General features: G+C 71.3%; 25 protein-coding genes. 13 read left to right on the top strand and 12 right to left on the bottom strand.

The window, feature by feature from the left end; genetic code table 11:
* The first annotated feature begins 130 nt into the window (after positions 1–130).
* The 3 genes from GAS53_RS43095 to GAS53_RS43085 all read left to right on the top strand — a co-directional run bounded on the left by GAS53_RS43095 (position 131) and on the right by GAS53_RS43085 (position 2,998).
* Positions 131–1,177, top strand: a complete 1,047-nt coding sequence (locus GAS53_RS43095) for an ABC transporter substrate-binding protein (protein ID WP_151483239.1) — start codon at positions 131–133, stop codon at positions 1,175–1,177.
* Positions 1,178–1,247: 70 nt separating this feature from the next.
* Positions 1,248–2,081, top strand: coding sequence for a class I SAM-dependent methyltransferase (locus tag GAS53_RS43090; RefSeq protein WP_225859436.1), 834 nt, complete (start codon positions 1,248–1,250; stop codon positions 2,079–2,081).
* 377 nt (positions 2,082–2,458) lie between these two features.
* Positions 2,459–2,998 carry a CGNR zinc finger domain-containing protein gene (locus tag GAS53_RS43085; RefSeq protein ID WP_151483238.1) on the top strand — a complete coding sequence of 180 codons (540 nt, stop codon included), beginning with the start codon at positions 2,459–2,461 and terminating at the stop codon, positions 2,996–2,998.
* A 64-nt stretch (positions 2,999–3,062) separates the two neighbouring features.
* Here GAS53_RS43085 and GAS53_RS43080 read toward each other — a convergent pair whose 3' ends face one another.
* Both GAS53_RS43080 and GAS53_RS43075 read right to left on the bottom strand, forming a co-directional pair.
* The gene (locus GAS53_RS43080) at positions 3,063–4,292 is read right to left on the bottom strand and encodes a PP2C family protein-serine/threonine phosphatase (protein WP_151483237.1); all 1,230 of its coding nucleotides are present in this window, start codon (positions 4,290–4,292) and stop codon (positions 3,063–3,065) included.
* A 127-nt stretch (positions 4,293–4,419) separates the two neighbouring features.
* The gene (locus tag GAS53_RS43075; RefSeq protein WP_151483236.1) at positions 4,420–4,845 is read right to left on the bottom strand and encodes a nuclear transport factor 2 family protein; all 426 of its coding nucleotides are present in this window, start codon (positions 4,843–4,845) and stop codon (positions 4,420–4,422) included.
* Positions 4,846–5,071: 226 nt separating this feature from the next.
* Here GAS53_RS43075 and GAS53_RS43070 point away from each other — a divergent pair, with 226 nt between their 5' ends.
* Entirely contained in the window at positions 5,072–5,503 is a 432-nt protein-coding gene (locus GAS53_RS43070) for a luciferase domain-containing protein (protein ID WP_192583526.1), read from the top strand.
* Here the strand turns inward: GAS53_RS43070 and GAS53_RS43065 are convergent.
* Both GAS53_RS43065 and GAS53_RS43060 read right to left on the bottom strand, forming a co-directional pair.
* Positions 5,500–6,333 (bottom strand): L,D-transpeptidase, encoded by an 834-nt coding sequence (locus GAS53_RS43065; protein WP_192583525.1) that lies wholly within the window; start codon positions 6,331–6,333, stop codon positions 5,500–5,502. The genes GAS53_RS43070 and GAS53_RS43065 overlap by 4 nt on opposite strands.
* Positions 6,323–6,832 (bottom strand): SigE family RNA polymerase sigma factor, encoded by a 510-nt coding sequence (locus GAS53_RS43060; RefSeq protein ID WP_151483234.1) that lies wholly within the window; start codon positions 6,830–6,832, stop codon positions 6,323–6,325. Before GAS53_RS43060 ends, GAS53_RS43065 begins: the two co-directional genes overlap by 11 nt.
* 224 nt (positions 6,833–7,056) lie before the next feature.
* Here GAS53_RS43060 and GAS53_RS43055 point away from each other — a divergent pair, with 224 nt between their 5' ends.
* Together GAS53_RS43055 and GAS53_RS43050 are read left to right on the top strand one after the other, a co-directional pair.
* Positions 7,057–8,181, top strand: a complete 1,125-nt coding sequence (locus GAS53_RS43055; protein ID WP_151483233.1) for a sigma factor-like helix-turn-helix DNA-binding protein — start codon at positions 7,057–7,059, stop codon at positions 8,179–8,181.
* Entirely contained in the window at positions 8,178–9,860 is a 1,683-nt protein-coding gene (locus tag GAS53_RS43050; protein WP_151483232.1) for a transglycosylase domain-containing protein, read from the top strand. Before GAS53_RS43055 ends, GAS53_RS43050 begins: the two co-directional genes overlap by 4 nt.
* Before the next feature lie 4 nt (positions 9,861–9,864).
* Here GAS53_RS43050 and GAS53_RS43045 read toward each other — a convergent pair whose 3' ends face one another.
* The 3 genes from GAS53_RS43045 to GAS53_RS43035 form a co-directional block, all read right to left on the bottom strand.
* Positions 9,865–10,692 carry an MOSC domain-containing protein gene (locus GAS53_RS43045; protein ID WP_151483231.1) on the bottom strand — a complete coding sequence of 276 codons (828 nt, stop codon included), beginning with the start codon at positions 10,690–10,692 and terminating at the stop codon, positions 9,865–9,867.
* 120 nt (positions 10,693–10,812) lie between these two features.
* Positions 10,813–11,661: a TIGR03943 family putative permease subunit gene (locus GAS53_RS43040; protein ID WP_450165072.1), complete on the bottom strand. Its 849-nt coding sequence runs from the start codon at positions 11,659–11,661 to the stop codon at positions 10,813–10,815.
* Between the two features lie 41 nt (positions 11,662–11,702).
* The gene (locus tag GAS53_RS43035) at positions 11,703–12,698 is read right to left on the bottom strand and encodes a permease (RefSeq protein WP_151483261.1); all 996 of its coding nucleotides are present in this window, start codon (positions 12,696–12,698) and stop codon (positions 11,703–11,705) included.
* Positions 12,699–12,883: 185 nt separating this feature from the next.
* On the opposite strand from GAS53_RS43035, the gene GAS53_RS43030 reads away from it, so the two are divergent.
* On the top strand, positions 12,884–13,966 hold the full coding sequence (locus GAS53_RS43030) for a DNA polymerase III subunit beta family protein (RefSeq protein WP_151483230.1): 1,083 nt from the start codon (positions 12,884–12,886) through the stop codon (positions 13,964–13,966).
* On the opposite strand, the gene GAS53_RS43025 is transcribed toward GAS53_RS43030, so the two are convergent.
* Positions 13,963–14,403: an ATP-binding protein gene (locus tag GAS53_RS43025; protein WP_151483229.1), complete on the bottom strand. Its 441-nt coding sequence runs from the start codon at positions 14,401–14,403 to the stop codon at positions 13,963–13,965. The two genes, GAS53_RS43030 and GAS53_RS43025, sit on opposite strands and share 4 nt — an antisense overlap.
* 83 nt (positions 14,404–14,486) lie before the next feature.
* Between GAS53_RS43025 and GAS53_RS43020 the strand changes: the two genes are divergently transcribed.
* The 3 genes from GAS53_RS43020 (at position 14,487) to GAS53_RS43010 (ending at position 17,317) form a co-directional block, all read left to right on the top strand.
* Positions 14,487–15,335 (top strand): helix-turn-helix domain-containing protein, encoded by an 849-nt coding sequence (locus tag GAS53_RS43020; protein ID WP_151483228.1) that lies wholly within the window; start codon positions 14,487–14,489, stop codon positions 15,333–15,335.
* A complete protein-coding gene (locus tag GAS53_RS43015) occupies positions 15,295–15,579 on the top strand; it encodes a DUF397 domain-containing protein (protein WP_151483227.1) in 285 nt (94 codons plus the stop codon). The genes GAS53_RS43020 and GAS53_RS43015 overlap by 41 nt, the downstream gene beginning before the upstream one ends.
* 394 nt (positions 15,580–15,973) lie before the next feature.
* Entirely contained in the window at positions 15,974–17,317 is a 1,344-nt protein-coding gene (locus GAS53_RS43010; RefSeq protein ID WP_151483226.1) for a helix-turn-helix domain-containing protein, read from the top strand.
* Positions 17,318–17,411: 94 nt separating this feature from the next.
* Here GAS53_RS43010 and GAS53_RS43005 read toward each other — a convergent pair whose 3' ends face one another.
* Entirely contained in the window at positions 17,412–17,990 is a 579-nt protein-coding gene (locus GAS53_RS43005) for a TIGR03086 family metal-binding protein (RefSeq protein ID WP_151483225.1), read from the bottom strand.
* Positions 17,991–18,075: 85 nt separating this feature from the next.
* Positions 18,076–18,513 carry a VOC family protein gene (locus GAS53_RS43000; protein WP_151483224.1) on the bottom strand — a complete coding sequence of 146 codons (438 nt, stop codon included), beginning with the start codon at positions 18,511–18,513 and terminating at the stop codon, positions 18,076–18,078.
* A 121-nt stretch (positions 18,514–18,634) separates the two neighbouring features.
* Here GAS53_RS43000 and GAS53_RS42995 point away from each other — a divergent pair, with 121 nt between their 5' ends.
* From GAS53_RS42995 to GAS53_RS58120, 3 genes are all read left to right on the top strand, one after another.
* Complete coding sequence (locus tag GAS53_RS42995; RefSeq protein WP_151483223.1) at positions 18,635–19,882, top strand: amidohydrolase; 1,248 nt, start codon at positions 18,635–18,637, stop codon at positions 19,880–19,882.
* Positions 19,883–20,001: 119 nt separating this feature from the next.
* Positions 20,002–20,703 carry a response regulator transcription factor gene (locus GAS53_RS42990; RefSeq protein ID WP_192583524.1) on the top strand — a complete coding sequence of 234 codons (702 nt, stop codon included), beginning with the start codon at positions 20,002–20,004 and terminating at the stop codon, positions 20,701–20,703.
* Complete coding sequence (locus tag GAS53_RS58120) at positions 20,691–22,058, top strand: sensor histidine kinase (RefSeq protein WP_318723646.1); 1,368 nt, start codon at positions 20,691–20,693, stop codon at positions 22,056–22,058. The genes GAS53_RS42990 and GAS53_RS58120 overlap by 13 nt, the downstream gene beginning before the upstream one ends.
* A 54-nt stretch (positions 22,059–22,112) precedes the next feature.
* Here the strand turns inward: GAS53_RS58120 and GAS53_RS42980 are convergent, their stop codons facing one another.
* Both GAS53_RS42980 and GAS53_RS42975 read right to left on the bottom strand, forming a co-directional pair.
* A complete protein-coding gene (locus GAS53_RS42980) occupies positions 22,113–23,342 on the bottom strand; it encodes a hypothetical protein (RefSeq protein ID WP_151483222.1) in 1,230 nt (409 codons plus the stop codon).
* Between the two features lie 196 nt (positions 23,343–23,538).
* Positions 23,539–24,720, bottom strand: a complete 1,182-nt coding sequence (locus GAS53_RS42975; RefSeq protein WP_151483221.1) for a PP2C family protein-serine/threonine phosphatase — start codon at positions 24,718–24,720, stop codon at positions 23,539–23,541.
* Positions 24,721–24,916 lie beyond the last annotated feature (196 nt).

Genomic DNA, 24,916 nt, shown 5'->3' with positions numbered 1-24,916 from the left:
GCCAGCGCACGGACTGCCGACGCAAGGGTCGTATCGACGGAAGGTCCTGCCGACGCAGGGGCTGTCGACGCAAGGGGCTGCCGGCGCAAGGGCCTGTCGACAGGCAGGATAGTTAGGTTAGCCTTTCCTAATGAAATCGACCTCCCCTGTCCCGAACCGTGTCTCCCGCCGGCGCCTGCTGGCGGCCGGCGGCGCCCTCGCCCTCGCTCCCCTTCTGGCCGCCTGCGGTGACGGCGACGACAGCGACGAGCCCGCGGGGACGGCCGGAGAGGACCGGAGCGGCGACGGCCCCTGGTCCTTCAAGGACGACCGCGGGCGTACGGTCGAGACCGACCGCAGGCCGGAGACGCTCGTCGCGTTCGTGAGCACGGCCGCCGCGCTCTACGACTACGGCATCGAGTGCAAGGGCGTCTTCGGCCCCACCGATCCGGTCGGCGGCAAGCCCAACCCGCAGGCCGGCGACATGGACGTGTCCAAGCTGACCAGCCTCGGCACGGCGTGGGGCCAGTTCAACGTCGAGAAGTACGCGGCCCTGAAGCCCGACCTGCTGATCAGCAACATGTTCCCGGCGCCCGACCTCTGGTACGTACCCGAGGAGAGCCGCGAGAAGATCGAGGCCCTCGCGCCCACCGCCGGCATCAGCGTCGCCCGGACCTCGCTCCTCAACCCCCTCCGCCGGACCGCCGAACTCGCCGAGTCCCTCGGAGCGGACCTGGGCGCCAAGAAGGTCACCGACGCGAAGGCCCGCTTCGACAAGGCGGTCGAGACCCTCCGCGAGGCCGCGGAGGCGAGCGGCGGGCTGAAGGTCATGGCGATGACCGGGGACGACGAGCAGATGTACGTGGCCGTCCCCGACTCGTACAGCGACCTGAACTACTTCAAGGACCTGGGAGTGGAGTTCGTCGAGGGCGAGAAGTCCGACGAGTGGGGCTTCTGGGAGTTCCTCAGCTGGGAGAACGCCGACAAGTACCACGCCGATCTCATCATGATCGACAACCGCTCCACCGCCCTCCCGCCCAAGGAGCTGGACAGGAAGCCGACTTGGCGTCAGCTGCCCGCCGTCAAGGCCGGCCAGACGACCCCGTGGTCGATGGAGGAGCGGTTCAGTTACGCCGGTTTCGCGCCGGTCGTCGAACGGCTCGCGGCGGCGGTGGAGAAGTCGAAGAAGCTGACCTGACCGAGTGGCCAACTGGCCGCCTGATCGCTTGATCGCCCAGCCGGCCCTACTGCCCCGTGAGGAGAGTCCGGTGGAGAAGCGCACGCCCCGACTCGGCGACATCCAGGAGACGTTGCTCATCCCCCTCTACGCCCGCGCGGTGGAGACACGTAAGCCGCGCGGCATGCTGAAGGACCCGCGAGCCGTCGACATGGTCGACGCGCTCGACTACGACTTCTCCCGCTTCGACGGCGCGAAGAGCCTGCTCGGGGCGAATCTGCGCACGCTGCTCTTCGACCTGTGGGTACGCGACTTCCTGGACCGGCACCCGTCGGGCACGGTCGTGGAGATCGGTACGGGCCTCAACACCCGTTTCGAGCGCCTGGACAACGGCACGGTCCACTGGTTCGACCTCGACCTGCCCGATGTGATCGCGCTGCGGCGGAACTTCTTCGAGGACACGGACCGCCGGCGCATGCTCGCCGCCTCGGTCACCGACTCCGACTGGCTGGAGGAGGTACGGAGCAGCAGCCCCGGGCCGTACTTCCTGGCCGCCGAGGCGGTGTTGATCTACCTGGAGGAGGAGCAGGTCCGCTCGGTCCTCCGGCAGGCCGGCGAGCGGTTGCCGGGGGCGCACCTCGCCCTGGAGACCGCGTCGGCCCGCATGATCGACGCCCAGGACAGCCATGACGTACTCGCCGGAATGGCGGCCCGTATGCGGTGGAGCTGCGACGACCCCAGAGCGGTCGAGCACTGGCAGCCGGGCCTGCGCCTGACCGACTCCCGCACCCTGGCCCACCTGCCCGCTCCGGTCGCCCGTCAGCTCCCGCTCCCTTTGCGCCTCGTCCTCCGGTTCATGGCCACGGTCCGCCGCCGCGACATCGAGGCGTACCGCTTCAACCTGTTCCGGTTCGCCTCTGAATAACCCCTGCGCGGGCGAGGCGAGCACCCGCCGGTCCACCACCGTCGCGCCATGGGGCACGCCCCCCAGATGCAACGCCACATACAACGCCAGATGTAATGGTTGAATGTATTTGACCCATGACCGCACCCTGGCGGACATGGCACGAATCGCAGATGTGCGGCGAGAATCGTGGTGGTGCCCCTCGTGTGGCCTCTCCTCCGATTTCTGCCGACCGATATCGGAACACTTCACGTCCGAGGGAATGGTGCGGTACCTGTGGTGCGCCACCAATGGATGGCTCATCACCCGCTCCGACTTCCACCTGATCCAGGTGAGCGAGCCGAGCGGGGCCAGCCGGGCCGCGGAGCGTGGGGTCTCCTGACGCGCGAGAAGGTCACGTGAAGCAGAACCATTACGGCCGCCTCGGGGCGGTACTCTCCGCCGATCTGATCAATCTGCCCGAGATGAGCGCCACGAGCATCCAAGCCCTGCTCGAGGCACACGAGATCCGCCGCCCTGAAATGACCGAAGCCGACGTCGAGGGCTTCCGGCTCTGGCGGGACCGACTGGCGCGGGCATTCGACCCCAGCGACCCGACCGAGCAGTGCTCAGCCGTGAACGACCTGCTGGTACAGGCAACCATCCGCCCCTGGGTGACCACCCACGACGGCCTCCAGCCCCATCTCCACTTCGTACCCGACTCGGCCGACGTACTCTCCCGGGTCAAGGCGGTCACCGCCGGCGGACTCGCCTTCGTCCTGTGCTGGGAAGGAGGATCAAGACTGGGCCGCTGCTCCCGCCCCGCATGCTCCCGGGCCTACGTGGACACCTCCAGAAACGGACGCCGCCGCTATTGCACGGCCCGCTGCGGAAACACCGAAGCGGTCATCCGACACCGCTCCCGCTACGAACGCTCCGCGAGCAGCTCGGCCAAGTGATCCACGAATGCGGTGAGCCGGTCCGGATCAGCACGCCCTGACCCACAAACGGTGGCCCTGGGGCTCAGTGATCGGACTCGGAGCGGCGGCGTGGTTTTCGGGGGCGGATTTTCGCGGCCAGGGCCGCGACGTCGTCCTGGGCTCGGGGGGCGTCGAGGCGGGTGAGGATTTGGTCCAGGAGGTGTTCGATGTCGGCCTCCGGGTGCAGGCGCAGGGTGGCCAGCCGGGTCAGGGAGGTGTCGATGTCCTCCTCGCGGCGCTCGACCAGGCCGTCGGTGAACATCAACAGGGTCTCGTCGGGGGCGAGTTCGTGGGTGCTCAGCTCGTAGCCGCCGACGCCGGTGCCGAGCGGGGGACCGACGGGGACGTCGAGCAGGGTGCCGGTGCCGTCGCCGGCGAACACGGCCGGAGGCAGGTGCCCCGCGCTGGCGAGCGCGGCCCTCCCGCGGGTCGGGTCGACGCGGGCGAGCAGGCAGGTGGCCGGGCGGCGCGTGCCGTCCTCGGCGACGGCGGCGTCGAGCTGGCGGAGCACGCGGTGCGGGGGCAGGTCGGCGGAGGCGACGTACCGGAGCATCGAGCGGTACGCGTTCATGTCGACGGCGGCGTCCAGGCCGTGCCCCATGACGTCGCCCATGACCAGCAGGGTGCGCCCGTAGTGCAGCCGTACGGTCTCGAACCAGTCGCCGCCCACGAGGGTGCCGCCGCCGACGGGCAGGTAGCGGGTGGCGACGTCGAGGTTCGGGTGCGGGCGGCCGGGTTCGGCGAGGAGGGCGCGCTGGAGCTTCATGGCGGTGCTGTGGACGGCGGTGTGGCGGCGGGCGTGGCCGATGTGGACGGCGGCGAGACGGGCTGCGTAGTGCATCGCGGCGGTCTCGTGGTCGGCGAAGGGGCGGCCGGTGCGCACGGCGAGCAGCACCCCGTACAGGCGGCCGTGCGCGAGCAGCGGCACGGACATCGACCGGCGCGACACGACGCCGGACACGTCCTCCGTGGCGGTGATCGGGTGTCCCTCGTCCAGGGCCCGCACGGTCAGGGACCGCTCCCTGTCGGGCGTCTCCAGCAGCTCGCCCGGCCCCACCGCCGCGACCCGGGTCAGCGCCGTCTCGCCCGTGTGCTCCGCCGCCGGTACGTCCTCGCCGAGCAGGTCCACGGCGACGGCCTCGCATCCGTGCCGCCCCAGGAATCCGACCAGTTCCCCGCAGGTGGTCCGCTCGTCCAGGCTGGTCCCGATCGACTCGACGGCCTCCTCCACAAGGCCGACCGGCGCCGAACCGTCCTCACCAGACCGCTCCACAAACCCACCTCCGCCGCACCGCTCCCGTACGCCCCGCGACGCACCCAAGCAGCCATATCACCAGCTATCGAACGGCGCGGCCTCTGGCGCGCGGCGGCGGGGAAGGTGCGGCGGAATTCCCGGAAACCTAGTCCTCGTACGGGAACGAGTGGTGCTCGTGTGCCACGATCCAGCGGCCGTCCTCCTTGCGCAGGCCGAGGGTGAGGCGCAGCCGGGTGTCCGGGCGGGTGGCCAGCTCGTCCGGGGTGCCGCAGCGCAGGAGGGCATGGGCGTAGGCGACGTCCGCGCCCGCGGTGACGTCGAGCGAGAGGATGTCGAAGGACGCCCCCTTGGCCTGCCACTCGAAGAAGGGCGGCCAAGTGGCGCGGTACGCGTCCAGACCACGGACGCCTTCCTGCGGCGGCGGCACGTCGTACATCACGATGTCCTGCGCGTGGTCGGCCAGAACCGTGTCCAGATCCCCGGCGTGCACGGCCTCGGCCCACCGCTCGATCAGCTCCCGGATCAGCGCTTCGTCGTTCTCCGGGCCCTTTGTATCGGTCGTGTCGGTCATGTCGATCTCCTTGCTCCTTTCTCTGACGACTGTTCCACGGCCGGAAAGTAATCGCCGCGGGGCATCGGCCTCGAGGTCCAGGAGGGGTGAGCGGGCCGGAAACCGGCGGGTGACCGGGTGGGGTGGCCTGGCGGCTTGACCGGGCGGTTTGACCGGGCGTGCGGGACCAGTAGTCGGAAGTGGCTGGGGGTGGTACTCCGGGTGAAGCATGAGCGAGTATGGGGTTATGACCGCGGCCCATCGCGCCATGGCTCTCCTGGAGACCTGGCCGAACCTGGTAAGTGGCCCGCCCCGGTGCACCGTTGGGCATGCCTTCGCTTCGGCGGGACACGAGATCGTCCACTTCCACTCCGACGACTCCGCCGACCTCTACCTCACCCGCACGGCTGTCGAACGCCTGCTTCCCCAGCTCGTGCACACCAGCGCGATCCGAGTCCGCCCCGGCGCCTCCTGGATCACCGTCCTCCTCGACTGCGACGCCGACGTCCAGCTCCTGCTGGGCCTCGTGAGCGTCGCGCTGAAGGAGCACGGCGCGGTCACGCCCCGCCGCCCGTCACCACCGTGCGACTGGGAGCGGCCGCCGACGGTCCCCCGTCCACGCCCGGGGGCGGCCCGGCGCGTGGTGGACCGCCTCATGCCGCACGGTCACAGTCACTAGGGCCCCGTACCGCCGCCGCTCACGCCCCGCGTTGCCGCTGTCCGGGGCTCCGCCGGGGATGCCGCGTCCGTCGCAGTCGACGGCTCCGCCGCAGTCGCCTTCGCCTTCCCCGTCGGGGCCAGCTCCGTCGCCGGAGCCGCCCCCACCACCTCCACCACCGAGCCCGGCTTCAACACCTTGTACAGCAACATCGCGTCGGGGCTCCGCAGGCCGATCACGCCGCCGGTGCTGTCGTAGTTGCCGGGCGCCTTCTCGTCCCAGGTGAGGGCGAGGACGTAGTTCGTACGGTCGTCGGGGGTGCGCAGCCTCATCACCCATGTCGCCTTCATGTCGTACCCGTTGAACCCCGCGGAATCGCCGGGCACGGTCGCCGCCGGGTATTTGGCGGTGACCGTCATCAGCCCCGTCGGGGTCGGTGTCTTGAGCGCCCCGGAAGAGATGGGCAGAATGCGCCCCTCGACGGTCAGTTCACGCCGGGTGAGATCGACCGTGACGGCGGGGGCCACCGGACTGGGCGCCCTGGTGACCGGCGGCGTGGGCGCGCCGTAGGTCGCGGCGGGCGGAGTCGAACGGGCATCCTCGCCACCCGTCAGGATCACGGTCAGGACCAGAGCCAGGGCCCCCGCGGCGGTGGCGCCGGCCGCGGCCAGCGAGCCCTGCCGCCGACGCCGACGGCGTACCGCGCGCCGCCGGATCTCCGCACCCGGAACCGGTACGGGCGTCTCGTGGTCCTGGGCCAACTCATGCAGCGCGAGGGCCAGTTCGGAGCGATCGAGCTGCCCGGAGCCCGAAGCGTCCTCGGGTCGGCGGGGCGTGAGCTCATCGGACACGGCCGTCCTCCCTCTCACCCAGTTCGTCGGCCTCGTCGAGCAGCCGCGCCAGCGCCGCCCGGCCACGGGACAGCCGGGCCTTGACCGTCCCCACGGGCGCACCGGTTTCGGAGGCTACCTGTTCGACACTCATGTCGCACAGATGGTGCAGAACGACAGCCATGCGCTGCGCCTCCGGCAGCTCCCGCAACGCCCCCACCAGCGCGGCACGCTCCGGCCCCGGACCGGGCGTGTGCTCCGGCGGCGGATTGCGGCGCACCAGTTCCAGCCAGCGCCGCGCCCGCCGCCACCGGCTCACCGCGAGCCGCATCGCGACCGTGCGGATCCACGCCTCGGGCGCCCCCTCGGCCAGGAACTCCCGCCGCCGGTCCCAGGCGCGTACGAACGCCTCCTGGACGACGTCCTGCGCCTCGCCGTGATCCCCGGTGAAGGCGTAGAGCTGGCCGGTCAGCCGGGGGAACGCGGCGGCGTAGAACGTGTCGAACTCTTCCTCGGTCATGCCCCCCGCCATGTTCCCCGCCGCTGTTCGCGGATTTCCCGTGCAACCCGGCCGCCCCCGCCGTGCGTACAGGTCCCGTACGTCGCGTACATCGAAGCACAACACAGGGGGCACCCCATGACCACGAGCAACGACCTCCGCGGAGCGACAGCGGTCCACGGCGGCGGTGGGCACAGAACCCCCCACGGACCCGCACCAGCCCGACGACCAGCGATCGACTGACCATGGACGAACACGACGTCACCACCCGCGCCAGGAAGTACTGGCCTCGACTGATCCGTACCGCCCGCTTGCTCACGGGGGATCCCGCCGGCGCGGAGAGCCTGGCGCGAGCGGCACTGACGGAGATGTACGCGCGGCGGCGAGGGGTTCCATCCGACGACGCGGAGTTCTACGTCCGAAGGGCGTTGGTACGGGGCTACCTCCGGCGGTCACGCAGCGAGCGCCTGCCCTTCGCCCGAGGTCACCTCCGGCGTTCGCGCAGGCAGCGCCTGCCGTTCGCCCGTTCCGGGCACGCACCGAAGTCGTACGTCCCCGATGAACTCGACCCGCTCGCCGAGGCGTTGGCCGCCCTTTCGCCCCGTCGACGGGCCGTGGCCGTGCTCCACCACTGGGACGGCCTCCCCCACCGCGAGATCGCCGCGCTCCTCGACTCCTCGCCGGGCGCGGTCAAAGCGCACCGGCGCCGAGCCCTGAAGACCCTCCGCGCCCATCCCGCGTACAACGACGCCCCCCACATCGGGAGCCCGCCCGTGCCCGACCCCGTCCTCCCGCCGCTCCCCGCGATCGAAGAGGCGGGCCGCACCCGCCGACGACGACGGCGCCGTACGACGGCGGCACTGACGACGGCCTGCGCCCTGCTCCTCGTACCCCTGGTCCTGGGAGCCGTGCAGGGCACCGGCTCCGGTCCGAATACGACCTCAACTCCCGCCGCCAGGACTGCTGTTCGCGTCGTCACCGCCGGTGAGCGCGTCGCCGCCGGCCCCGGTGTCGAGCTCTGGCTCACCAAGGACGGCAAGCACTGGTCGACGCCGAAGCAGTCGAACCAGTTCCACCCGACCGGTGAGGGGAAGAGTCCCACTCTGACCGTCCAGTCGGACCCCGCGTCCGGTGAGCGCCACTTCCTCTCCGGCGTCTACCGGGGCGCCCGCGAGCTGTCCCGCATCGAACTGACCACTGACGACGGCGAGTTCACGGCCCGTGTCCTCACTCTGGCGGGCACCCCGGGCTGGTCCGTCTGGTTCGCGGACACCCAACTCCCCGGCAGCAAGGGGCTGTTGGACCCGGTCACCGTGAAGGCCTACGACTCCACCGGCAAGCTCCTCGCGCGGACGGCCACCACCTCATGAGCGCCCGACTTCGCACGCTCCGCACCTACCTCCGCCGGACCCGCCCCCGCCGCCTCCGCCGCGCCCTGGCAGCCCTGCTCGCCCTGTTCCTCACGGCCTGCGCGGCCCTCGTCCTCGCGTACCGCCTGACCGAGATCCCCGAGCCGCACCCGGAGACGGTCAGCCAGAGCACGGTCTTCGTGGACGCGGAGGGCGAGTACCTGGGCCGCCGTGGACCGGTCGACCGCCAGGACATCCCTCTCGAGCAGGTGCCCCGGCATGTCCAGAACGCGGTGATCGCCGCCGAGAACCGTTCGTTCCGTACGGACTCGGGGGTCGCCCCGACCGCGATCCTGCGGGCGGCGCTCGCGACCGTGACGGGCGGCGAGCGGCAGGGCGGTTCCACGATCACGCAGCAGTACGTGAAGAACGCCCTGCTGACCCCGGAGCAGTCGCTGAAGCGCAAGGCGCACGAGGCGCTGATCGCCGTGAAGCTGGACCGCACGAGGTCCAAGGACGAGATCCTGGAGGGCTACCTCAACACGGTGTACTTCGGCCGCGGCGCCGCGGGGATCGAGTCGGCCGCGCGGAACTACTTCGGCGTGGGAGCAGGGGACTTGACGGTCTCTCAGGGTGCGGCACTCGCGGCGATCGTCAACCTTCCCTCGTACTACGAGCGGGCGGGCGCCGACGCGAAGGTGACCGGGACGCTGGAGCGCCGCTGGGTCTGGGTGCTCGACGCGATGGCGGACTCGGGCGCGATCACCGACCGGCAGCGCGCGTCCGCCCGCTTCCCGGCGTTCCGCTTCTACCCGCCGGGCGACACGGACGGCCAGCGCCAGTACCTGATCGACGCGGCCTCCGCCGAGGCCGCCGACCGGCTCGGCATCACGGAGGACCAACTGGCGCGCGGCGGCTACAAGGTGCACACCACCTTCGACCTCGGCCTGCAGGACGCGACGGCGGAACTGGTCCGCGACCGTACGCCCGCGAACTCGAAAGGGGCGCGGCTGCACACCGCGGTCGTCGCGACCGTGCCGGGCGACGGCGCGGTCCGTGTGCTGTACGGCGGCGCGGACTACGCTCACCAGCCGTTCAACGACGCCGTCGACGGGGCGGTCGAGGCGGGCACGGCGACCGAACCGTTCATGTTCAAGGGCATCCGGCTCGGCGACCCGCTGTCCGACCTCCAGAAGGATCCGGCCCCCACGCCCATGCGCCTGAACTCGGCGTACGCGACCCTGGCGGCCAAAGGCAGGTACGCGAAGCCGTACACGGTCACGAAGATCACCCGCGGGGGCACCACGGTCCACACCACGCACGCGAAGACCCGTACGGCGATGCACGAGAAGGAGGCGGCGGTGATCAACGAGCTGATGCATGTGTCGCTCGCCGAGGGGGCCGCGGTCAAGCCGGTCGAGGTCACGTCCCGGCCGCTGATCAGCCACTCGGCGGGCGCGGGCAGCGGCCCGGGAACCCGTACCGTCTGGCACAGCGTCTACTCGCCCCGGCTCGCCCTCACCGTCGCCCTGTTCGCCGAGCGCGGCGGCAAGCCCGCCCGGGTCGCGGGCCTGACCGGCACGTATCCGCCCGACCAGCACGCGGCGCTGGAGGCGACGGAGGTATGGCGGCTGGCCGGCTCCCCCGGCGCGCAGTCCGAGGCGGTGGCCGTGCCCGTACCCACCCGGACAGCCCCATAGGGGGCTACATCTCGGACTCGCCCCACAAGCTGACGGTCACGTCGTCGCCGACGGACAGCTTGCCGGGGCGCAGTACGGCGTACTTCGTGCCGAAGGCGACTCCGCCCTGGGTGGCGCGGCGGTAGGCGGCGAGGGTGCGGAGGGGCTCCGGGCCCGTTTTCGTGCCGGAATTCTGCTCGACGATGGTGACGGCGCAGCGGATGGCGAGTTTCGCGTAGCTCAGTTCGGCGTCGCCGATGGTGATGCGGTGGGCGCGGTCCTCGGTGTGCGGTTCGTCCCAGCCGTCGATGACGACGTTCGGGCGGAAGCGATTCATGGGCAGCGGTTGCGCGCCGCGTTCGGCCAGCTTCCGCTGCAGCAGGTCCAGGGTGGAGCGCGAGATGAGGTGCAGGGCGCTGCTGTCGGCGTAGCCGGAGGTGCCCGGTGTCCTGCCGTCGGTCACCCGGTGGTGTTCCGGCGGCACGCGCACGAGCCTGCTGGGTGTGCCGAGCACGTGCGACAGCCAGTCGGCTGCCGCGTCGCCCTGGTCGATCCCCTGGTGTGCGGCCCCGAACAGGTCGACGGGCCGCCGGGCGCCGGAGGTGTCCACGTCGATGTCCACGGATTCGGAGCCCGGTGCGCGGAGCGTGAGCCGTTCGCCGTCGGTGGTGATGTCGGGCCGGATCACGGCCAGTCGTGGATCCCGCCGCTGCGTGCGGAAGACGCCCTCTTCGCTGACGACCATGAAGCTGCGGTCGTGTGCGAGACCGGCGGGCGTCAGCATCGCCTCACTCGCCGACGTCCCGGCGCAGCCCTTGACGGGGTAGTACGTCAACTCGACGACGGTGGCCATGTCCTGCCCTGCCTTCCGTTGTTTCCTGCCCTGCTTCCCGTTGTTTCCGGCACCCTCCGCCCGCCACCGCGTCCCGCCAGGGGCCCGGGGGTCCTGCCTCGTCGCGGTCGCACGGAACGCTCAACGCTTCTCGTACGGGTCGGAAGGTGCCGAAATCCGTTGTACGGATGCGGCGTCCAGCACGGGTCGAGCCGCTTCCGACCCGGGCTTCCCCGTCGGACGCCACGTCCCCGTGACCGTGACCCACGTATCGGCCGCCGGAGCGTCGGCACCGCGGATCTCGACCTTCAGTGCCTGCACATCGGCGGCGCAGCAGGCGACCAGCAACCGGGCGACGTACCAGACCCCGCCGTCGTCCCGGGTCACGAAGCCGGTCAGGCGGACGGTGCGGCCCTTCAGGGAGGCGCCCGTGTCCCACTCCGCCCGGGACGCGAACGCGCCGACCGTCAGGTCGACGGGATCCCCGGCCGGGAGCTTCGGAAAGGTGCCCGTGCCCTGGGCCGCGACCCTCGCCTCCTCGCGTTCGGCGCTGTACGAGCCGAGGGCGGGAGGAGGGAAGAGGAGGAGGGCGAGGGCGGGGGCGGTGAGGAGCCAGGCGATGCGGGGGTTGCGGGTGTGGTCGTGGCCGACGTGCTCGGGCAGATCGTGACCGTCAGTCCGTTCGTCACCGTGTTCGTGCTGATCGTGACCGTCAGTCCGTTCGTCACCGTGCTCGGGCTGATCGTGACCGTCACTCCACTCGTCACCGGGTTCGTGGTGATCGTGAGCCTCAGACCGCTCATCCTCGTGATCGCGCCTGACCATGCCCACCACCCCGAGCACGATCAGCACTACCCCCGAGACGACCAGATAGGGCCGCAGCCCTTCCTTCACGTACCGCAGATACAGCTCACTGAAGAGCGCGATCCGGAGCAGCGCGGCGCCGCACAGGATGAGCAGCACCCCTTGCGGACCCAGACGCAGACGCACACGGGTCCGCCCCTTCCCGGAATCCACGTCACTCACGTCATTCACAGCAGCCACCAGCCCACCACCCCACTGCTCACCACGGCCACCACCCACGTCACGGCCGAGAACCGCACCGCGAACGCCCGCCCGAAGGTCCCCGCCTGCAGAGCGATGAGCTTCAGGTCGACCATCGGCCCGACGACCATGAAGGCGAGCCGGGCGGTGGGGGAGAACCCGGTCAGCGAAGCGGCCACGAAGGCATCGGCCTCGGAGCAGACACACAACACGACAGCGAGAACGGCGAGCAGCAGCACCGACAACCAGGGCGAGTCGGTGAAGAGGTCGAGGACGGACCGCGGCACGAGGATGTTGAACGTCGCCGCGGCGGCCGCGCCCACCACGAGAAAGCCTCCGGCGTGCAGGAAGTCGTGCTGGAGCCCGTCCCGGAAGCCCGGCCATCCGCCCAGGCCGGCAGCCCCCGCGCCACCCGTACGTCGTGCGGGCAGCCACTCCTCCCGCCCGAACCGCACCCACAGCCATCCCATCACCACGGCGGCGGCGAGCGAGGCGACGAGCCGGGCGCCGACCATGGCGGGGTTCCCGGGGAAGGCGATGGAGGTGGCGACCAGCACCACCGGATTGATGGCGGGCGCGGAGAGGAGGAAGGCCAGCGCGGCCGCCGGGGCGACCCCGCGTCGCATCAGGCTGTCGGCCACCGGCACGGACGCGCACTCGCACCCGGGCAGTACGACCCCCGCGGCGCCCGCGACGGGCACGGCGAGCGCCGGGTTCTTCGGCAGTACGCGCTTGAAGACCCGCTCCGGCACGAACGCCCCGATCGCCGCCGACACCACCGTGCCCAGCAGCAGAAACGGCATCCCCTGCACGGCGATGGCCGTGAACACCGTCCACCACGCGGCCATCGCCGGCGTCGCGATGTCGAGCGCGAGCATCGGCCCGAGCACGGACCCGACGGTGGCGATGGTGATCAGCGCGACCCCACCGACCACCGCGTAGACCAAGGCCCGGGCCGCCACCCGCGCCCCGTCGGCCACCATTCGTCGGTTCTCCACGCGCCTTGCTTCCCGCCCCGCCTCACCCACTTGTACGTCAGCGCAGGTTAACCGGTGCCGCTGTGCGGGGTCCGCGCTTTCCTTGGGCGACGGGCCGCTTGCGGGGCCGACCGGCTGGGATTGACCCTCGACCTTGTGCAGGGCTCAGAGTTCCGGATGTGGAGAGCGAGATGCGCAGTATCGGCGAGATGGCCCGGGACAGTGGACTGAGCGTGAGCGCCCTGCGGTTCTACGACCGTGCCGGGGTGCTGGTCCCCGCCTGGGTGGATCCGGTGAGCGGCTACCGCTGGTACGGCCCCGAGCAGTGCGAGGAGGCCCGGTTGCTGACCCGGTTGCGCCGGGCCGGTATGCCGTTGCCGGACATCCGGCTGGTGCTGGCCGGCTGGTCCGGCGCGGACACCGACCTCGTACGGACGCTGCTTCAGGCGCATCTGCGCCGTCTCGAACTGGGGCTGGCCGATGCCCGCAGCGAGTTCTCCGCGGTCAGAGCGCTACTCGAACGCAAGGAGATTCCCATGACATCGCTCCGCACCGCCGCCGTCCGGCTGACCGTCTCCGCGGCTGAGCTGGCCGGCGCGTTGGACGCCGTCCGGTTCGCCGCCAGTGCCGACCCGGAGCTGCCGATGCTCGGCGGTGTCCTGTTCGACATCGAGGACGAGGCACTCCATGTCGTGGCCACCGACCGGTACCGGATGGCTGTCGCGCGGACCGGTACCGCCGGGCACGGCGGGCCCCGTGTGCAGGTCATCGTGCCTGCCCCGCTCGCCGACGCGATGCGGGCGTTGCTGAACGGCGAGGAACCCGTCCGACTCTCCGTGGACGGTGACCGCGTGACGTTGGAGGCCGGGGACCGCCAGGCGGCCGGTCAGTGCCTCGACCACCACTTCCCTGACTACCGCCGCCTCGTCCGCCTGCCGGCCGGGCGCCGTGCGGTCGTCGACGTGCCGGCGTTCCGGAAGGCGCTGGAGACCGGTCCGGTCCGGGCGAGCGAGCCGCGCAAAGAGGACGGCGTGTCCTGCGACCTCAGCGTGCTCGAGGTGACGGCCGACGGCGCGGTGACCGTCTGCGAGGACAGTGACGACGACCAGAATCACGTCGCCGTCAACCGCGAGTTCCTGCTGCACGCGCTCGCCGCCGGTGCCCGAGACCGACTGATCCTGGAGTTCGGCGCCCCTACGGCGCCGCTGGCGATCCGCCGGCCCGACGCCGAGGACACGTTCTCGCTCCTGATGCCGGTCCGCCTGGAGAACTAGGCGCCGTCGACAGGCGAGGGGGGCTTCGCGTCGCACTCGAACCACACCGTCTTGCCGGGGCGGCCGGGCAGGGGTTGCCAGCCCCAGCGGTCGGTGACCGCTTCGATGATCACCAGGCCCCGGCCTCCCTCGGCGAGTTCGTCCACAGCTGTGGACAGCGGGGGCGAGGGGTGTGCATCCGTCACCTCGACGCGTACGCCGCCCGGCCGCCGCAGCATCAGTAACGCGCAACGGCGATCCGGTACGTGACGTACGACGTTCGCGACCAGCTCGGTGAGCGCCAGCCCGGCCGCCTCCGTCAGCTCCGGCGTCTCCCATGCGGCGAGGTACATCCTCAAGATGCGGCGCAGATGCCGAGCCGAGTGGTCACCGACGGTGAAGCTGATGCCGTACCTGGCGCCAATCCCCGCCTCAGGGACGTCAGTTGCGTGATTCATGTCACCAGCGTGGAGTTGTTTGATTACGCTCGGCTACGACCCGGAATCAACGACGCGACGCGTCAGCTTGGGGGATGGCACACATGGCCAACATCCGCGAACTCGATCCCAGCGCCTCCCCCTTGGACTACTTCGGCTCCGAACTGCGCCGCCAGAGGGAGGCCGCCGGGCTGAAGCAGGGGGAGTTGGGTTCCTGCATCTTCTGTACGGGGTCCCTGGTCGGCCAGATCGAGACGGCGAGGAAGGTCCCGACGAGGGATTTCGCCGAGCGGGTGGATGCGGCGCTGATGACGGATGGGTTGTTCACGCGGCTGGTGGGGTTGGTGCTGCGGAGTCAGCTGCCGACGTGGTTCCAGCCATACGCGGAGATGGAGGCGCGGGCCACGTACGTCTCCACGTATCAGTGCCAGTTGGTGCACGGACTTCTCCAGACCAAGGGGTACGCGTCAGCGTTGCTGGGTGTGGACCATCCGGACAGGGTCGAGGAGATGGTCGCGGCTCGGTTGGAACGACAGCGCATCCTCGAACGAGAGCATCCGCCCGCACTTTGGGTGGTTCTGGACGAGTCGGCGCTCCACCAGAAGGTGGGTGGCCGAGAGGTCATGTGGAATCAACTGGCCCACTTGTTGAGCTTCCGTACGCAACCGTGGGTACAGATTCAGGTGCTGCCGCACTCGGTTGGCCAGCACACCGGAATGATGGGCTCGTTCACGCTCCTGCGCTTCGAGGACGACCCAGATCTCTTCTACGCTGAGACCTACGACATCCCTCACATGACGGCCAACCCGCAAGTGATCAGGGAGCGTTCGGTCGGCTACGCTCGCTTGCAGGCCATGGCTCTCTCGCCCGAGGCCTCGGCAGAACTGATCGCCCGCGTAATGGAGGAGCGCTATGGAGACCAGCGAGGCACTGACGGCCGCATCGTGGCGTAAGTCCAGCTACAGCGGAACGAGCGGCGGCGAGTGCGTCGAGTGCGCCCCTCTCGGCGCAGCCGAGTGGCGCAAGTCGTCGTACGGCGGCAACACGGGCGGCGAGTGCATCGAAGTCGCCCAACTCCCCACCCTGATCGCCATCCGCGACTCCAAGAACCCCGAAGGCGGAGCCTTCACCGTCAGCCCGGCCGCCTTCGGCACGTTCGTGGACACCCTCGCCCGACGCGGTGTCGCGCCCCTTTAGGGGCGCGGGGAACTGCGCGACCAGCCACAAACGGCCCGCACCTTCAGTACCGCCCTCCCGCGGAGCGCTTAGTGGGGGCCCGCCTCCGCCGCGCTGATCAGCGCGGTGAAGGCGATCACGGCGGCGCCCAGCGCTGCGATGAACCGGGCCGGGATGTAGCGCGCGGCAATGCGTCGGAACACGGCGACAACCTCGCATCGTCAACGTAAGCCAGCGTATTAAGTCTTGAGTCATGGTGCGCTTAACGCGCGGCTTAACCTAGGGCGTGTTGGCCTCCGGGGCAAGACCCGCATTGAGCCGTTCGGCGGCCCGCCCGCACCGTTTAACTACGCTGTTACAAGCGGAAGTTGGATAGCGAGGTAGGTGTAAGTCGACTTACTGGCATGCTTACGCCATGGCCGAGCGCGACGACCCGGGAATCATCGGGCGCAGAGTGCAGCAGCTGCGTACGGAACGCGGTCTGACGCAGAAGCAGTTGGCGGAACCCGCCTACACGCCCGCGTACGTCTCCACGCTGGAGGCGGGCCGCGTACGGCCCTCCGAGGAGGCGTTGCGGCACATCGCGGAGAAGCTCGGGGTCGCATACGAGGAGCTGGCCACCGGGCGGCCCGCGCACCTGGCCACGGACCTGCGGCTGCGGCTCACGGACGCCCAGCGGACGCTGGCGACCGGCGAGGCGGAGGTCGCCGCCGAGCAGTACACCGAACTGCTCGCGGAAGCGGAGGCGCACGGGCTCAACGCGGAGTGCTCGGCCGCGCTGCTGGGGTTGGGCGAATGCGCCCTGGAGACAGGGGACTTGGCCACGGCCAGGCTCCGTTTCGAGCAGGCCGAGAAGCGCCTCGCGGACGCGCCGCTGCCGAGCCGGGTACCCGCCCTGCGCGGCCGGGCGGTCTCGCACTACCTCGCGGGCGAACTCCGGTACGCCTGCTACCTGTTGGAGTCCACGCTCGACGAGCTGAACCGCGGCGGGCTGCACGATCCGGACGCCCTGCTGCTGCTCTACACGGCGGTGATAGCGCCGTACATGGACATGGGTGCGCACGCGCGGGCGGCGCAGGCCGCGGAGTTCGCGCTGGCGCTGGCCCCACAGGTCGGGGATCCCGCGCTGGTGGCCCGTATGCATCGGTCCGTCGCCCGCACGATGATCGCCGAGGGCCGGATCGCCGAGGCGGACGCGTCCCTGGGGAAGGCGGCGGAGCTGTACCGGCAGCTCCAGATCCGTACGGAACTCGCCAACTGCCATTGGATGCGCGGGTACTTGTACGCGCAGAACGGTGACATGGAGCGGGCGGAGAGCGAGTTGCGCGAGGCGCAGGCCATGCTCTCGGCCAAGCGGGCCGTGCTCTACACCAGCCAGGTGGCGGTGGAGCTGGCGGACGTACTCCACCGGCGGGGCAAGTCGGACGAGGCGGCGGCGCTGCTCCACGACGTGCTCGGGGACCTGAGTTCGGAGCGGGGTGCCGTCCACTCGGCGGCCGCGCACCGGCTGCTCGGCATCATCGCGGAGGACGCCCGCGACACGGAGACCGCCGAGGAGCACTACGTCCGCGCGCTGAGCCTCCTCGAACGGGCGGGCGCGGCCGGTGACTTGGCCGACCTGTGCCGCCTGCTCGGCGATCTGCTCCGGCGCACGGGCCGGATCGACGCCGCGCTGGACGCGTACCGGACGGGTCTCGGGCACCGCACGGCGCCGGGCACCACGACACTGGGCCCGGCACCGGCGCACCCACCGCTTTAGCGCTCCGCTGGAAGTGCGGTGCTTCGTCTGCGGGTCCGTTGTGGCTGGTCGCGCAGTTCCCCGCGCCCCTACGGGGCGCTGACGCCGGCCTAGCCTAGGACCGTTCCCAGCGCAGCGGATCGCGGCCGAGGAACCCCGCGAGGCGGTCCGCGGCCGGTGCGTCCTCGGCGACGGGGACGATCTCGCCGAAGGGCATGCCCTCGCCCCGGTACTGCGGCGGGAGCGTGACCTCCGCGCGGGCCAGGATCTCCGCCGCCTCCTGCTCGGTGAAGGGGACGGGCTGAGCGGTGGCCACGGCCAGGTCCCACCCATGGACCGAGAACTCCATGAGCGTCATGTTGAAGACCATCGCGGCGGGCAGCTTGGCGTCGCCGGTCACGGCCACCTCGCGGTCGAAGCCGTACTTCTCCCACCCGGCGACCAGACCGGCCGCGGCGGCCCGGAACTCGCCGGCCGGATCAGCTCCGCACCGGTACTGCGCGGGGTCGGAGTCGTACGGGCGGCCGTGGCAGCGGGCCTCGAACAACATCAACCAGCCCACAAGATGGTTGACCAGCGTCTCGACGTCGTACTCCTCGCACGGCGTCGGAGAACCGAGCCGCCCGCCCTCGACACCCTCGATGAGGTCACCGGTCTTGGACAGAACACCCGAAAGCAGCTCAATTTCATGCATGACGCGAGTCTAGGAAGGCCCGCGCACCGCGGTCTTGAAGAAACACGTCACTCCGCACGTCGTCCCGCCCGTCACTCCGAGCGGGTCAACCGGGAGCCGCCGCCGCGACGCAGAACTCATTGCCCTCCGGGTCGGCCATCACCACGTGATGCCCTTCGACCTCCTCCAGGACGGCCCCGCCCGCCGCCACCAGCCGCCCGGACTCCGCTCTGATTCGCGCCCACCGCTCATCCGGACTGCCGTGTCCCGGCACCCGGACGTCGATGTGGAGCCGGTTCTTCGCGGTCTTCGGCTCGGGGACCTTGAGGATGGAGAGCCGGGGCCCGACGCCGTCGGGATCGCAGAGCCACGCGGCGTCATCCTCAGAGTCGTCCTCCGGAAGGTCGAACTGCGCGAGCCACTCCTCACGCGTCTTGAAGGGCGCGGGCGGCGGCTCGTCCACGTACCCGAGGGCCGTCTTCCAGAACTCGGCGAGGAGCGTCGCGTCCGCGCAGTCGAGGGTCAGATCGATTCTGGCTGCCATGACAGGACGGTACTGCGCACCTCTGACAGTCGGTCCGGCCCGCGGGACGGCATACGAACTTCCCTGCCCGTGATCTTTCCGGTCCGGCCCGCGGGACGGCGTGCGGACATAATCTGACCCCGTGACCTCTCCCGCCGCACGCACCGCGCTGGACCTCACCGCCGACCTCCCGCTCCCCGCGCTGGAGGAGCTCTACCGGGACCTGCACCGCCACCCGGAGCTGTCGGCGCGCGAGCACCGCACGGCGGCCGGGCTCGCCGACCGTCTGCGCGCCGCCGGGTACGAGACGGCCGAGGGGGTCGGCGGCACCGGCGTCGTCGGGATGCTGCGCAACGGCGACGGGCCGACCGTCCTGCTGCGCGGCGACATGGACGCGCTGCCGGTCGCCGAGGAGACCGGACTGCCGTACGCCTCCGAGACGCCCGGTGTCATGCATGCCTGCGGGCACGACCTGCACATCACCTGGCTGACCGGCGCCGCCGACGCGCTCTCCGCCGGGCGCGACACCTGGAACGGCACGCTCCTCGTCGTCGGCCAGCCCGCCGAGGAGACCGGCGAGGGCGCGGCCGCGATGGTCGGGGACGGGCTGTACGAGCGCTTCCCGCGCCCGGACGTCCTGCTCGCCCAGCACGCGGCACCCGGCCCGGCCGGTCTGTACGCGCACTCGCCCGGCCTGATCATGTCGGCCTCGACGGACGTCGACATCGTGGTGCACGGGGTGGGCGGGCACGGCTCGCGGCCCGAGGCGACCGTCGACCCGGTGGTGACGGCCGCGTACATCGTGACGAGGCTCCAGACCGTCGTCTCGCGCGAGATCGCGGCCCGCGAGTCCGCCGTACTGACCGTGGGGAAGATCGAGGCGGGCGCGCGCCACAACATCATTCCGTCCGAGGCCCGGCTCGCCCTCAACCTCCGTACGCAGTCCGTCGAGGTGCGGGAGCGGATGCTCGCCGCGATCCGGCGGATCGCGGCGGGCGAGTGCGCGGCGGCGGGCTGTCCGCGCGAGCCCACCATGACGGTCGGCGGCAGCTTCCCCGTGACCGTGAACGACGCCGACACCGACCGCCGGGTCGCCGCCGTGCACGGCGAGGTGTTCGGCGCGGGCACGGTCCTCGACTTCGGGCCGGTGATGGGCAGCGAGGACTTCCCGTTCCTCGCCCAGGGCGGACTCCCGTACGCCTACTGGTTCGTGACGAGCACGCCCGCCGAGGTGTGGGACGCGGCGGGGGCGTCGGCCGGCGGCGACCTGATGGAGCAGCTCGCCGCCGTGCCCAGCAACCACAGCCCGCACTTCGCACCCGATCTGGCGACGGTCGGCCCGGGCGTACGGACGCTGGTGTCGGGGGCGCTGGAGATGTTTGCCCGATAGCGGGTGCTACCCGCTACCTGCCGGTACGTGTGACGATGTGCGCCCACTGAGACTTGAAGTCTCAATGAGCCTCCATGAGTTGAGTCACTTTCACGGTCGGCACAACAAAGGAACAGGACATGACCAACCCTGTCCCCACTGCCCCCGCCCATCTCCTCGTCGTGGACGACGAGGAGGGCGTACGCGCCATGCTCACCATGGCGATGGAGTTCCTCGGCTTCCGCGTGACCGCCGCGGCCACGGGACGCCACGCGCTGGACGCGCTCTCCCGCCGGAGAACCGACCTCGTGCTGCTCGACGTGAACCTCCCCGGCCTCGACGGCTTCGACGTCTGCCGGACGATGCGGACGCGGGGGCACACCATGCCGGTGCTGTTCCTCACCGGCCGCGACGAGGTCGACGACCGGGTACGCGGACTCGACCTGGGCGGCGACGACTTCGTCACCAAGCCCTTCGAACTCAAAGAGGTCGCCGCCCGCGTCCGGGCCCTCCTGCGACGCACCGCCGCCGACCGCTCGGCCGAGCACCGCAGCCTGCAGGCCGGCGGCGTGAGGCTGGACGCCGACACGCACGAAGTCTGGTCCGGCGGGCGGCCGGTGAGCCTCACCACCACCGAATTCGCCCTGCTGCGCTACCTGATGGAGAACCCCGGCCGGGTCCTGACCCGCGCCCAGATCCAGGAGCGCGTCTGGAACCACCGCGCCGAGAGCTCCGGCAACGTCGACACGTACGTCTACTACCTGCGCCGCAAGCTCGGCGGCCCCGGACAGGAACTCATACGGACCGTGCGCGGAGCGGGCTATCTGTTGTGCGCGGACTGAACCTGGCTGTGCGCGGACTGTACCCGGCCGGTTCACGGACCGTCGCACTGTGGCTGGCCGCCACCCTCGCGACCCTCGGCACGGTCGCCGCGCTGTCCGCCCACACGCTCGGCCACCACCTCGCCGAGCGCACCGACCAGGAGATCGAGAAGTTCCGCGGCATCACGGTGTCCGCCGCCCCCGGTCAGCCGGTGCTCGACGAGGCGTGCCTGATCCTCGTCGTGGACGACACGGGCCGGGTGACCGAGCGGTACGCGGGCTCCCCGGACCTGCCGCCCTTCCCCTCCCTGACCGCCGCCCGGCTGGCCGCCCTCGCCGCACACGGCCGCACCGTGGCCGTCGGCGACATGTACCGGGCCCTCGTGGTGCGCTCCCCGGAAGCGGGCGCCGACCGCAAGAGCACGTATGTGATCACCGCCCGGTCGATGGCCGACGCCCAGCGGGCCGTCGACCGGCTCCTCAAGATCGAGGCCTGGGCCTCGCTGCCGCTGCTGGGCGCCGTGGCGTTCGGTGCCCGGCGGCTGGGGAGACGCGCGGAGAAGGAGCGGCAGGCGTCGGAGCGCCGGATGCGGGAGTTCCTGGCGGCCGCGGGACACGAACTGCGCAATCCGCTGACCGCGATCGCCGGGTACGCGGAACTCGCCCGCGCCGGGCCGGTACCCGGGCAGGGATCGGGTCCCGGGCACGGATCGGGTCCCGGGAAGGGATCGGGTCCCGGGCACGGATCGGACTCCTGGGAAGGCCGAGCCGAGTCCGTACAAGTCGCCGCTGTACGCGACGAGTTGCTCGGGCGGGTCGCCACCGAGGTCGAGCGGATGGCCTCGCTCATCGACGAACTCATGCTGCTGTCCCGCCTGGACCTGGGCCAGCCGCTGCAACTGCTGCCCGTGGACCTGGCCCGGCTGTGCCGCGACGCGGTCACGGCCGCGCGCGACTGCCATCCCGAGCACGCCGTACGGCTCCTCGTGGCGCCCGGCGAGCACACCGTCACCGGTGATCCGTTGCGGCTCCACCAGGTGATCGCCAACCTGTTGGCCAACGCGCGTGTGCACACGCCCGTGGGCACGACGACCACGCTGGGGCTGGGCACGGAGGACGGGTACCGGGTCATCGAGGTCACGGACGACGGACCGGGCGTGCCGCCCACGCTGCGGCCGCAGATCTTCGAACGGTTCGTGCGGGGCGAGGAGGCGACCGCGGCGGGCAGCGGCCTCGGGCTCAGCATCGTGGCGGCCATCGCGCAGGCCCACGGCGGCACGGTGACCCTCGAACCGTCCGACCGGGGAGCCTGGTTCAGGGTGAGACTGCCCGCCGCGTCACCAAGGGCGGAGGTCTACCCGCCCAGCGATTTCTGAAGGAAAGGCAGAGGAAAGGGGAGGAGAGGAAAGACGAGGAAAGGCTCAGCCTCGTCACACCTGTGCCTGGAGCCGGCTGAGTTGCCGCTGGACGTCGTCCAGCGCCCCCTGCCGACGCCCCGGAACGCGCAGGCGCAGGTCGGCCAGCGCGGGCCCGAGCTCACGGGCCCGCGCCGAGTCGTCGATACGGCCCCACTGGTGATGCGCCCGGTCGACGGCCGCCTCGACACCGGGCGCGTCCGGCGCCTGCCCCGCGGCCAGCCGTACGTCGGCCACCGCGAGCCAGGTCCGGCAGCTGAGCTCGGCGTCCCCCGCGAACATGGCCAGGTCGGCCCGCACCTCCATCCAGTGCACGACCTCGTCGGCCCCGGGACCGTACGCCCGAACCGCCGCCTGCTCCCACCGCTCGGCCAGCGCGGCGGCCTCGGCGTGCTTGCCGCTCTGGACGGCGGCGGCGATCTCGGCGTGCGGGTCCGAGGGCGGGGGTGCGGGTGGTGCCTCCGGGGAGGCGGGGGCGGGTACGGAAACGGGCTCGGGTACAGGCACAGGCTCGGGTACGGGTACCGGAGGTGACGCGGGCTGGACTGGTGCCGCCTGTTGGACCGGCGGCGCGTACGGTCCCGCCGCCGGTGCCGCCGGCTGCGCCGGATCGACCGCCAGCACGATGTCCCGGCGGGCGGCCTCCGGATCCTCGCCGAGCGAACGCGTCAGGGCCTGCTGGTGGAGCTGCGGGAGCGACGGGCGATGGCCGCTGCGGAGGATCGTGGCCAGGGACTTCATGTACGTGGGGGACGCCACCGCGCGTCGCGGGGGAGGCGGGGCGACGCGGCCGTAGAACCGGGTGCCCGGTCCCACGGTGAGCGGATGGGTGGTCAGGTGCTGCCAGGTCTCCGTGTCCGTGTGGAGGTCGACGAGGACGGTCGTACTGCCCGGGGCGCGCAGCCGGATCTCCTCGCGGAGCCAGTGCCAGGGGAAGCCGGTGTAGCGGACGGTGGCGGGGGTCGTCCGGGCGAGTGCGAGGTGCGGGAGTCGTTGGCGGCGGTCCAGCTGGAGCTGGCCGGTGAGGAAGACGGTGAGCGGGCCGGGGGCCGTCGCGGCGGCGCGCAGGCGGGTCAGGACGGCTTGCGGCTCCAACGGGTCGGCGAGTTCGACCACGTTCGCGGTGTCCGTGCCGGAGAGGACGGAGGGGGACACGGCGGCGAGTACGGGGAGTACGGATGCGGCGTCCACGAGGCAGCTCTTGCCTGTCGGCGACGCTGCGAGCAGCAATACGGTTCCTGGCATCGCCGTTGTCCCCTCCCCTTCGATTCCCCTTCGATCACTACGGCAGCACCGTAACCGGTGCGGGTGCAAATGGTGTTGGGGTGGGGGCGGTACGGGGTGGGTGGTGCGGGTTTGTTCAGCCGGTGCGGGTTGTGTGTGGCTGAGCGCGCAGTTCCCCGCGCCCCTAAAGGAGGGCGGTTGCCCCGGACCTCTCCCATCATCGGACCTGGCGGACCGCGAAGATCGTTGTGTCGTCTGCCAGGTGGCCCTCGCTGTGGCGGAGGGTGCCGTCTCGGACGACTTCGACCAGGTGGCGGGGGTGGGTGGCCGTGGGGTCGGTGGAGACGGCCAGGGCCAACCGCTCGTGCAGGGGGAAGAAGACGCCGTCGGTGTCGCGGGCCTCGGTCACGCCGTCCGTGACGAGGAGGAGGGTCTCGTCGGGGGCGAGGGGGACCCGGCGGACCGGCGGGATGCCCGAACCGGTCCCCGCCAGGGCGCCGAGGCCGAGCGGCAGGCCGTCACCGGGCGGCAGGGCGCGTACGCCGTCGGGGCCCGCCACCAGCGGGGGTTCGTGACCGAAGTTGACGACCTCGATGTGGCCGCCGGGGGAGCCCGGGGGAGGGAACGCGACGAGCACACCGGTCGCGAAGCGTTCCACGCCCCTCGCCGGGTTCCCGTCCAGATCCTCGCCCAGGTCGGTGACGTATCGCCGGTGGCGGCCCATCCGTACCTCCAGCCGTTCGGCGACGACGGCCAGGGACGCCTCGTGGTAGGCGGACTCGCGGAACGTGCCGAGCAGGGCGGCGGCCGCCTCGACCGCAGGCAGGCCCTTGCCCTGGACGTCCCCGACGAGGACCCGCGTGCCGTGCGGGCCCGGCTGGATGTCGAAGAAGTCGCCGCCGACGCGGGCCTCGCTGTCGGCGGCGAGGTACACGGCCGCGTGGTCGAGGCCGGCCCAGGGCGAGGGCAGCGGGCGCAGCACGGTACGCCGGGTCGTGTCAGCCACGTCCCGCATGTGCAGCATCCGCCGCTCGCCGCGTATCCGCACGGCACACGCCAGCGTCGCCAGCGCCCCGCCCACGGCGACGAGGATGAAGTCCGGCATGCCGCTCTGGTACTCGTCCGGCCAGACGGCGTCCATCTCGATGTACGTGATGAGCCCGAGCACGGCGAACACGGCCGTCGCCTTGACTCCGCAGATCGCCGCCGCGATGCCCGGCACGAGCACGATCCAGGAGATGATCCTGAACTCCGCCGACGTGTTCCAGTCGACCACCGCGATCGCGACGAGGAGGACCAGCGGCGGCACCCAGGCCACACTCCGGCCGCGTACGCGCAGGAGGTGCTGCGGCTGAGCACGACGGCGCGCGGCGACACCAACGATGTCCGGCCCGCTCACTCGCCCAGCGAACCACGGCCGTGGGGGAGGTGCACGCGGAGTGTCGTCTGCAGGCCGACGGGGGCTGGTCGCGCAGTTCCCCGCGCCCCTGGGTGGGTGGGGCTTGGGCCGCGTGTCGTTTTGCGGGTTCGTCTTGGCTGAGCGCGCAGTTCCCCGCGCCCCTTACGGGGCGCTGCCCCGTCTTTAGGGGCGCGGG

Origin of the sequence: Streptomyces albicerus (assembly GCF_008905045.1) — a bacterium.
GTDB lineage: Bacteria > Actinomycetota > Actinomycetes > Streptomycetales > Streptomycetaceae > Streptomyces > Streptomyces albicerus.
The sequence above is the reverse complement of the archived record's forward strand: the minus strand, read 5'-3'. Positions and strand labels throughout refer to the sequence as shown.

Coding starts and splice junctions, on each gene's coding strand:
- GAS53_RS43005 (WP_151483225.1), bottom strand. CDS start 17,990: ATGCATGAAATTGAGCTGCTTTCGGGTGTTCTGTCCAAGACCGGTGAC.
- GAS53_RS43030 (WP_151483230.1), top strand. CDS start 12,884: ATGCGCAGTATCGGCGAGATGGCCCGGGACAGTGGACTGAGCGTGAGC.
- GAS53_RS43095 (WP_151483239.1), top strand. CDS start 131: ATGAAATCGACCTCCCCTGTCCCGAACCGTGTCTCCCGCCGGCGCCTG.
- GAS53_RS43060 (WP_151483234.1), bottom strand. CDS start 6,832: ATGACCGAGGAAGAGTTCGACACGTTCTACGCCGCCGCGTTCCCCCGG.
- GAS53_RS43045 (WP_151483231.1), bottom strand. CDS start 10,692: ATGGCCACCGTCGTCGAGTTGACGTACTACCCCGTCAAGGGCTGCGCC.
- GAS53_RS43075 (WP_151483236.1), bottom strand. CDS start 4,845: ATGACCGACACGACCGATACAAAGGGCCCGGAGAACGACGAAGCGCTG.
- GAS53_RS43070 (WP_192583526.1), top strand. CDS start 5,072: ATGACCGCGGCCCATCGCGCCATGGCTCTCCTGGAGACCTGGCCGAAC.
- GAS53_RS43050 (WP_151483232.1), top strand. CDS start 8,178: ATGAGCGCCCGACTTCGCACGCTCCGCACCTACCTCCGCCGGACCCGC.
- GAS53_RS43015 (WP_151483227.1), top strand. CDS start 15,295: ATGGAGACCAGCGAGGCACTGACGGCCGCATCGTGGCGTAAGTCCAGC.
- GAS53_RS43020 (WP_151483228.1), top strand. CDS start 14,487: ATGGCCAACATCCGCGAACTCGATCCCAGCGCCTCCCCCTTGGACTAC.
- GAS53_RS43055 (WP_151483233.1), top strand. CDS start 7,057: ATGGACGAACACGACGTCACCACCCGCGCCAGGAAGTACTGGCCTCGA.
- GAS53_RS42980 (WP_151483222.1), bottom strand. CDS start 23,342: ATGCCAGGAACCGTATTGCTGCTCGCAGCGTCGCCGACAGGCAAGAGC.
- GAS53_RS43000 (WP_151483224.1), bottom strand. CDS start 18,513: ATGGCAGCCAGAATCGATCTGACCCTCGACTGCGCGGACGCGACGCTC.
- GAS53_RS42990 (WP_192583524.1), top strand. CDS start 20,002: ATGACCAACCCTGTCCCCACTGCCCCCGCCCATCTCCTCGTCGTGGAC.
- GAS53_RS43035 (WP_151483261.1), bottom strand. CDS start 12,698: ATGGTGGCCGACGGGGCGCGGGTGGCGGCCCGGGCCTTGGTCTACGCG.
- GAS53_RS43025 (WP_151483229.1), bottom strand. CDS start 14,403: ATGAATCACGCAACTGACGTCCCTGAGGCGGGGATTGGCGCCAGGTAC.
- GAS53_RS43010 (WP_151483226.1), top strand. CDS start 15,974: ATGGCCGAGCGCGACGACCCGGGAATCATCGGGCGCAGAGTGCAGCAG.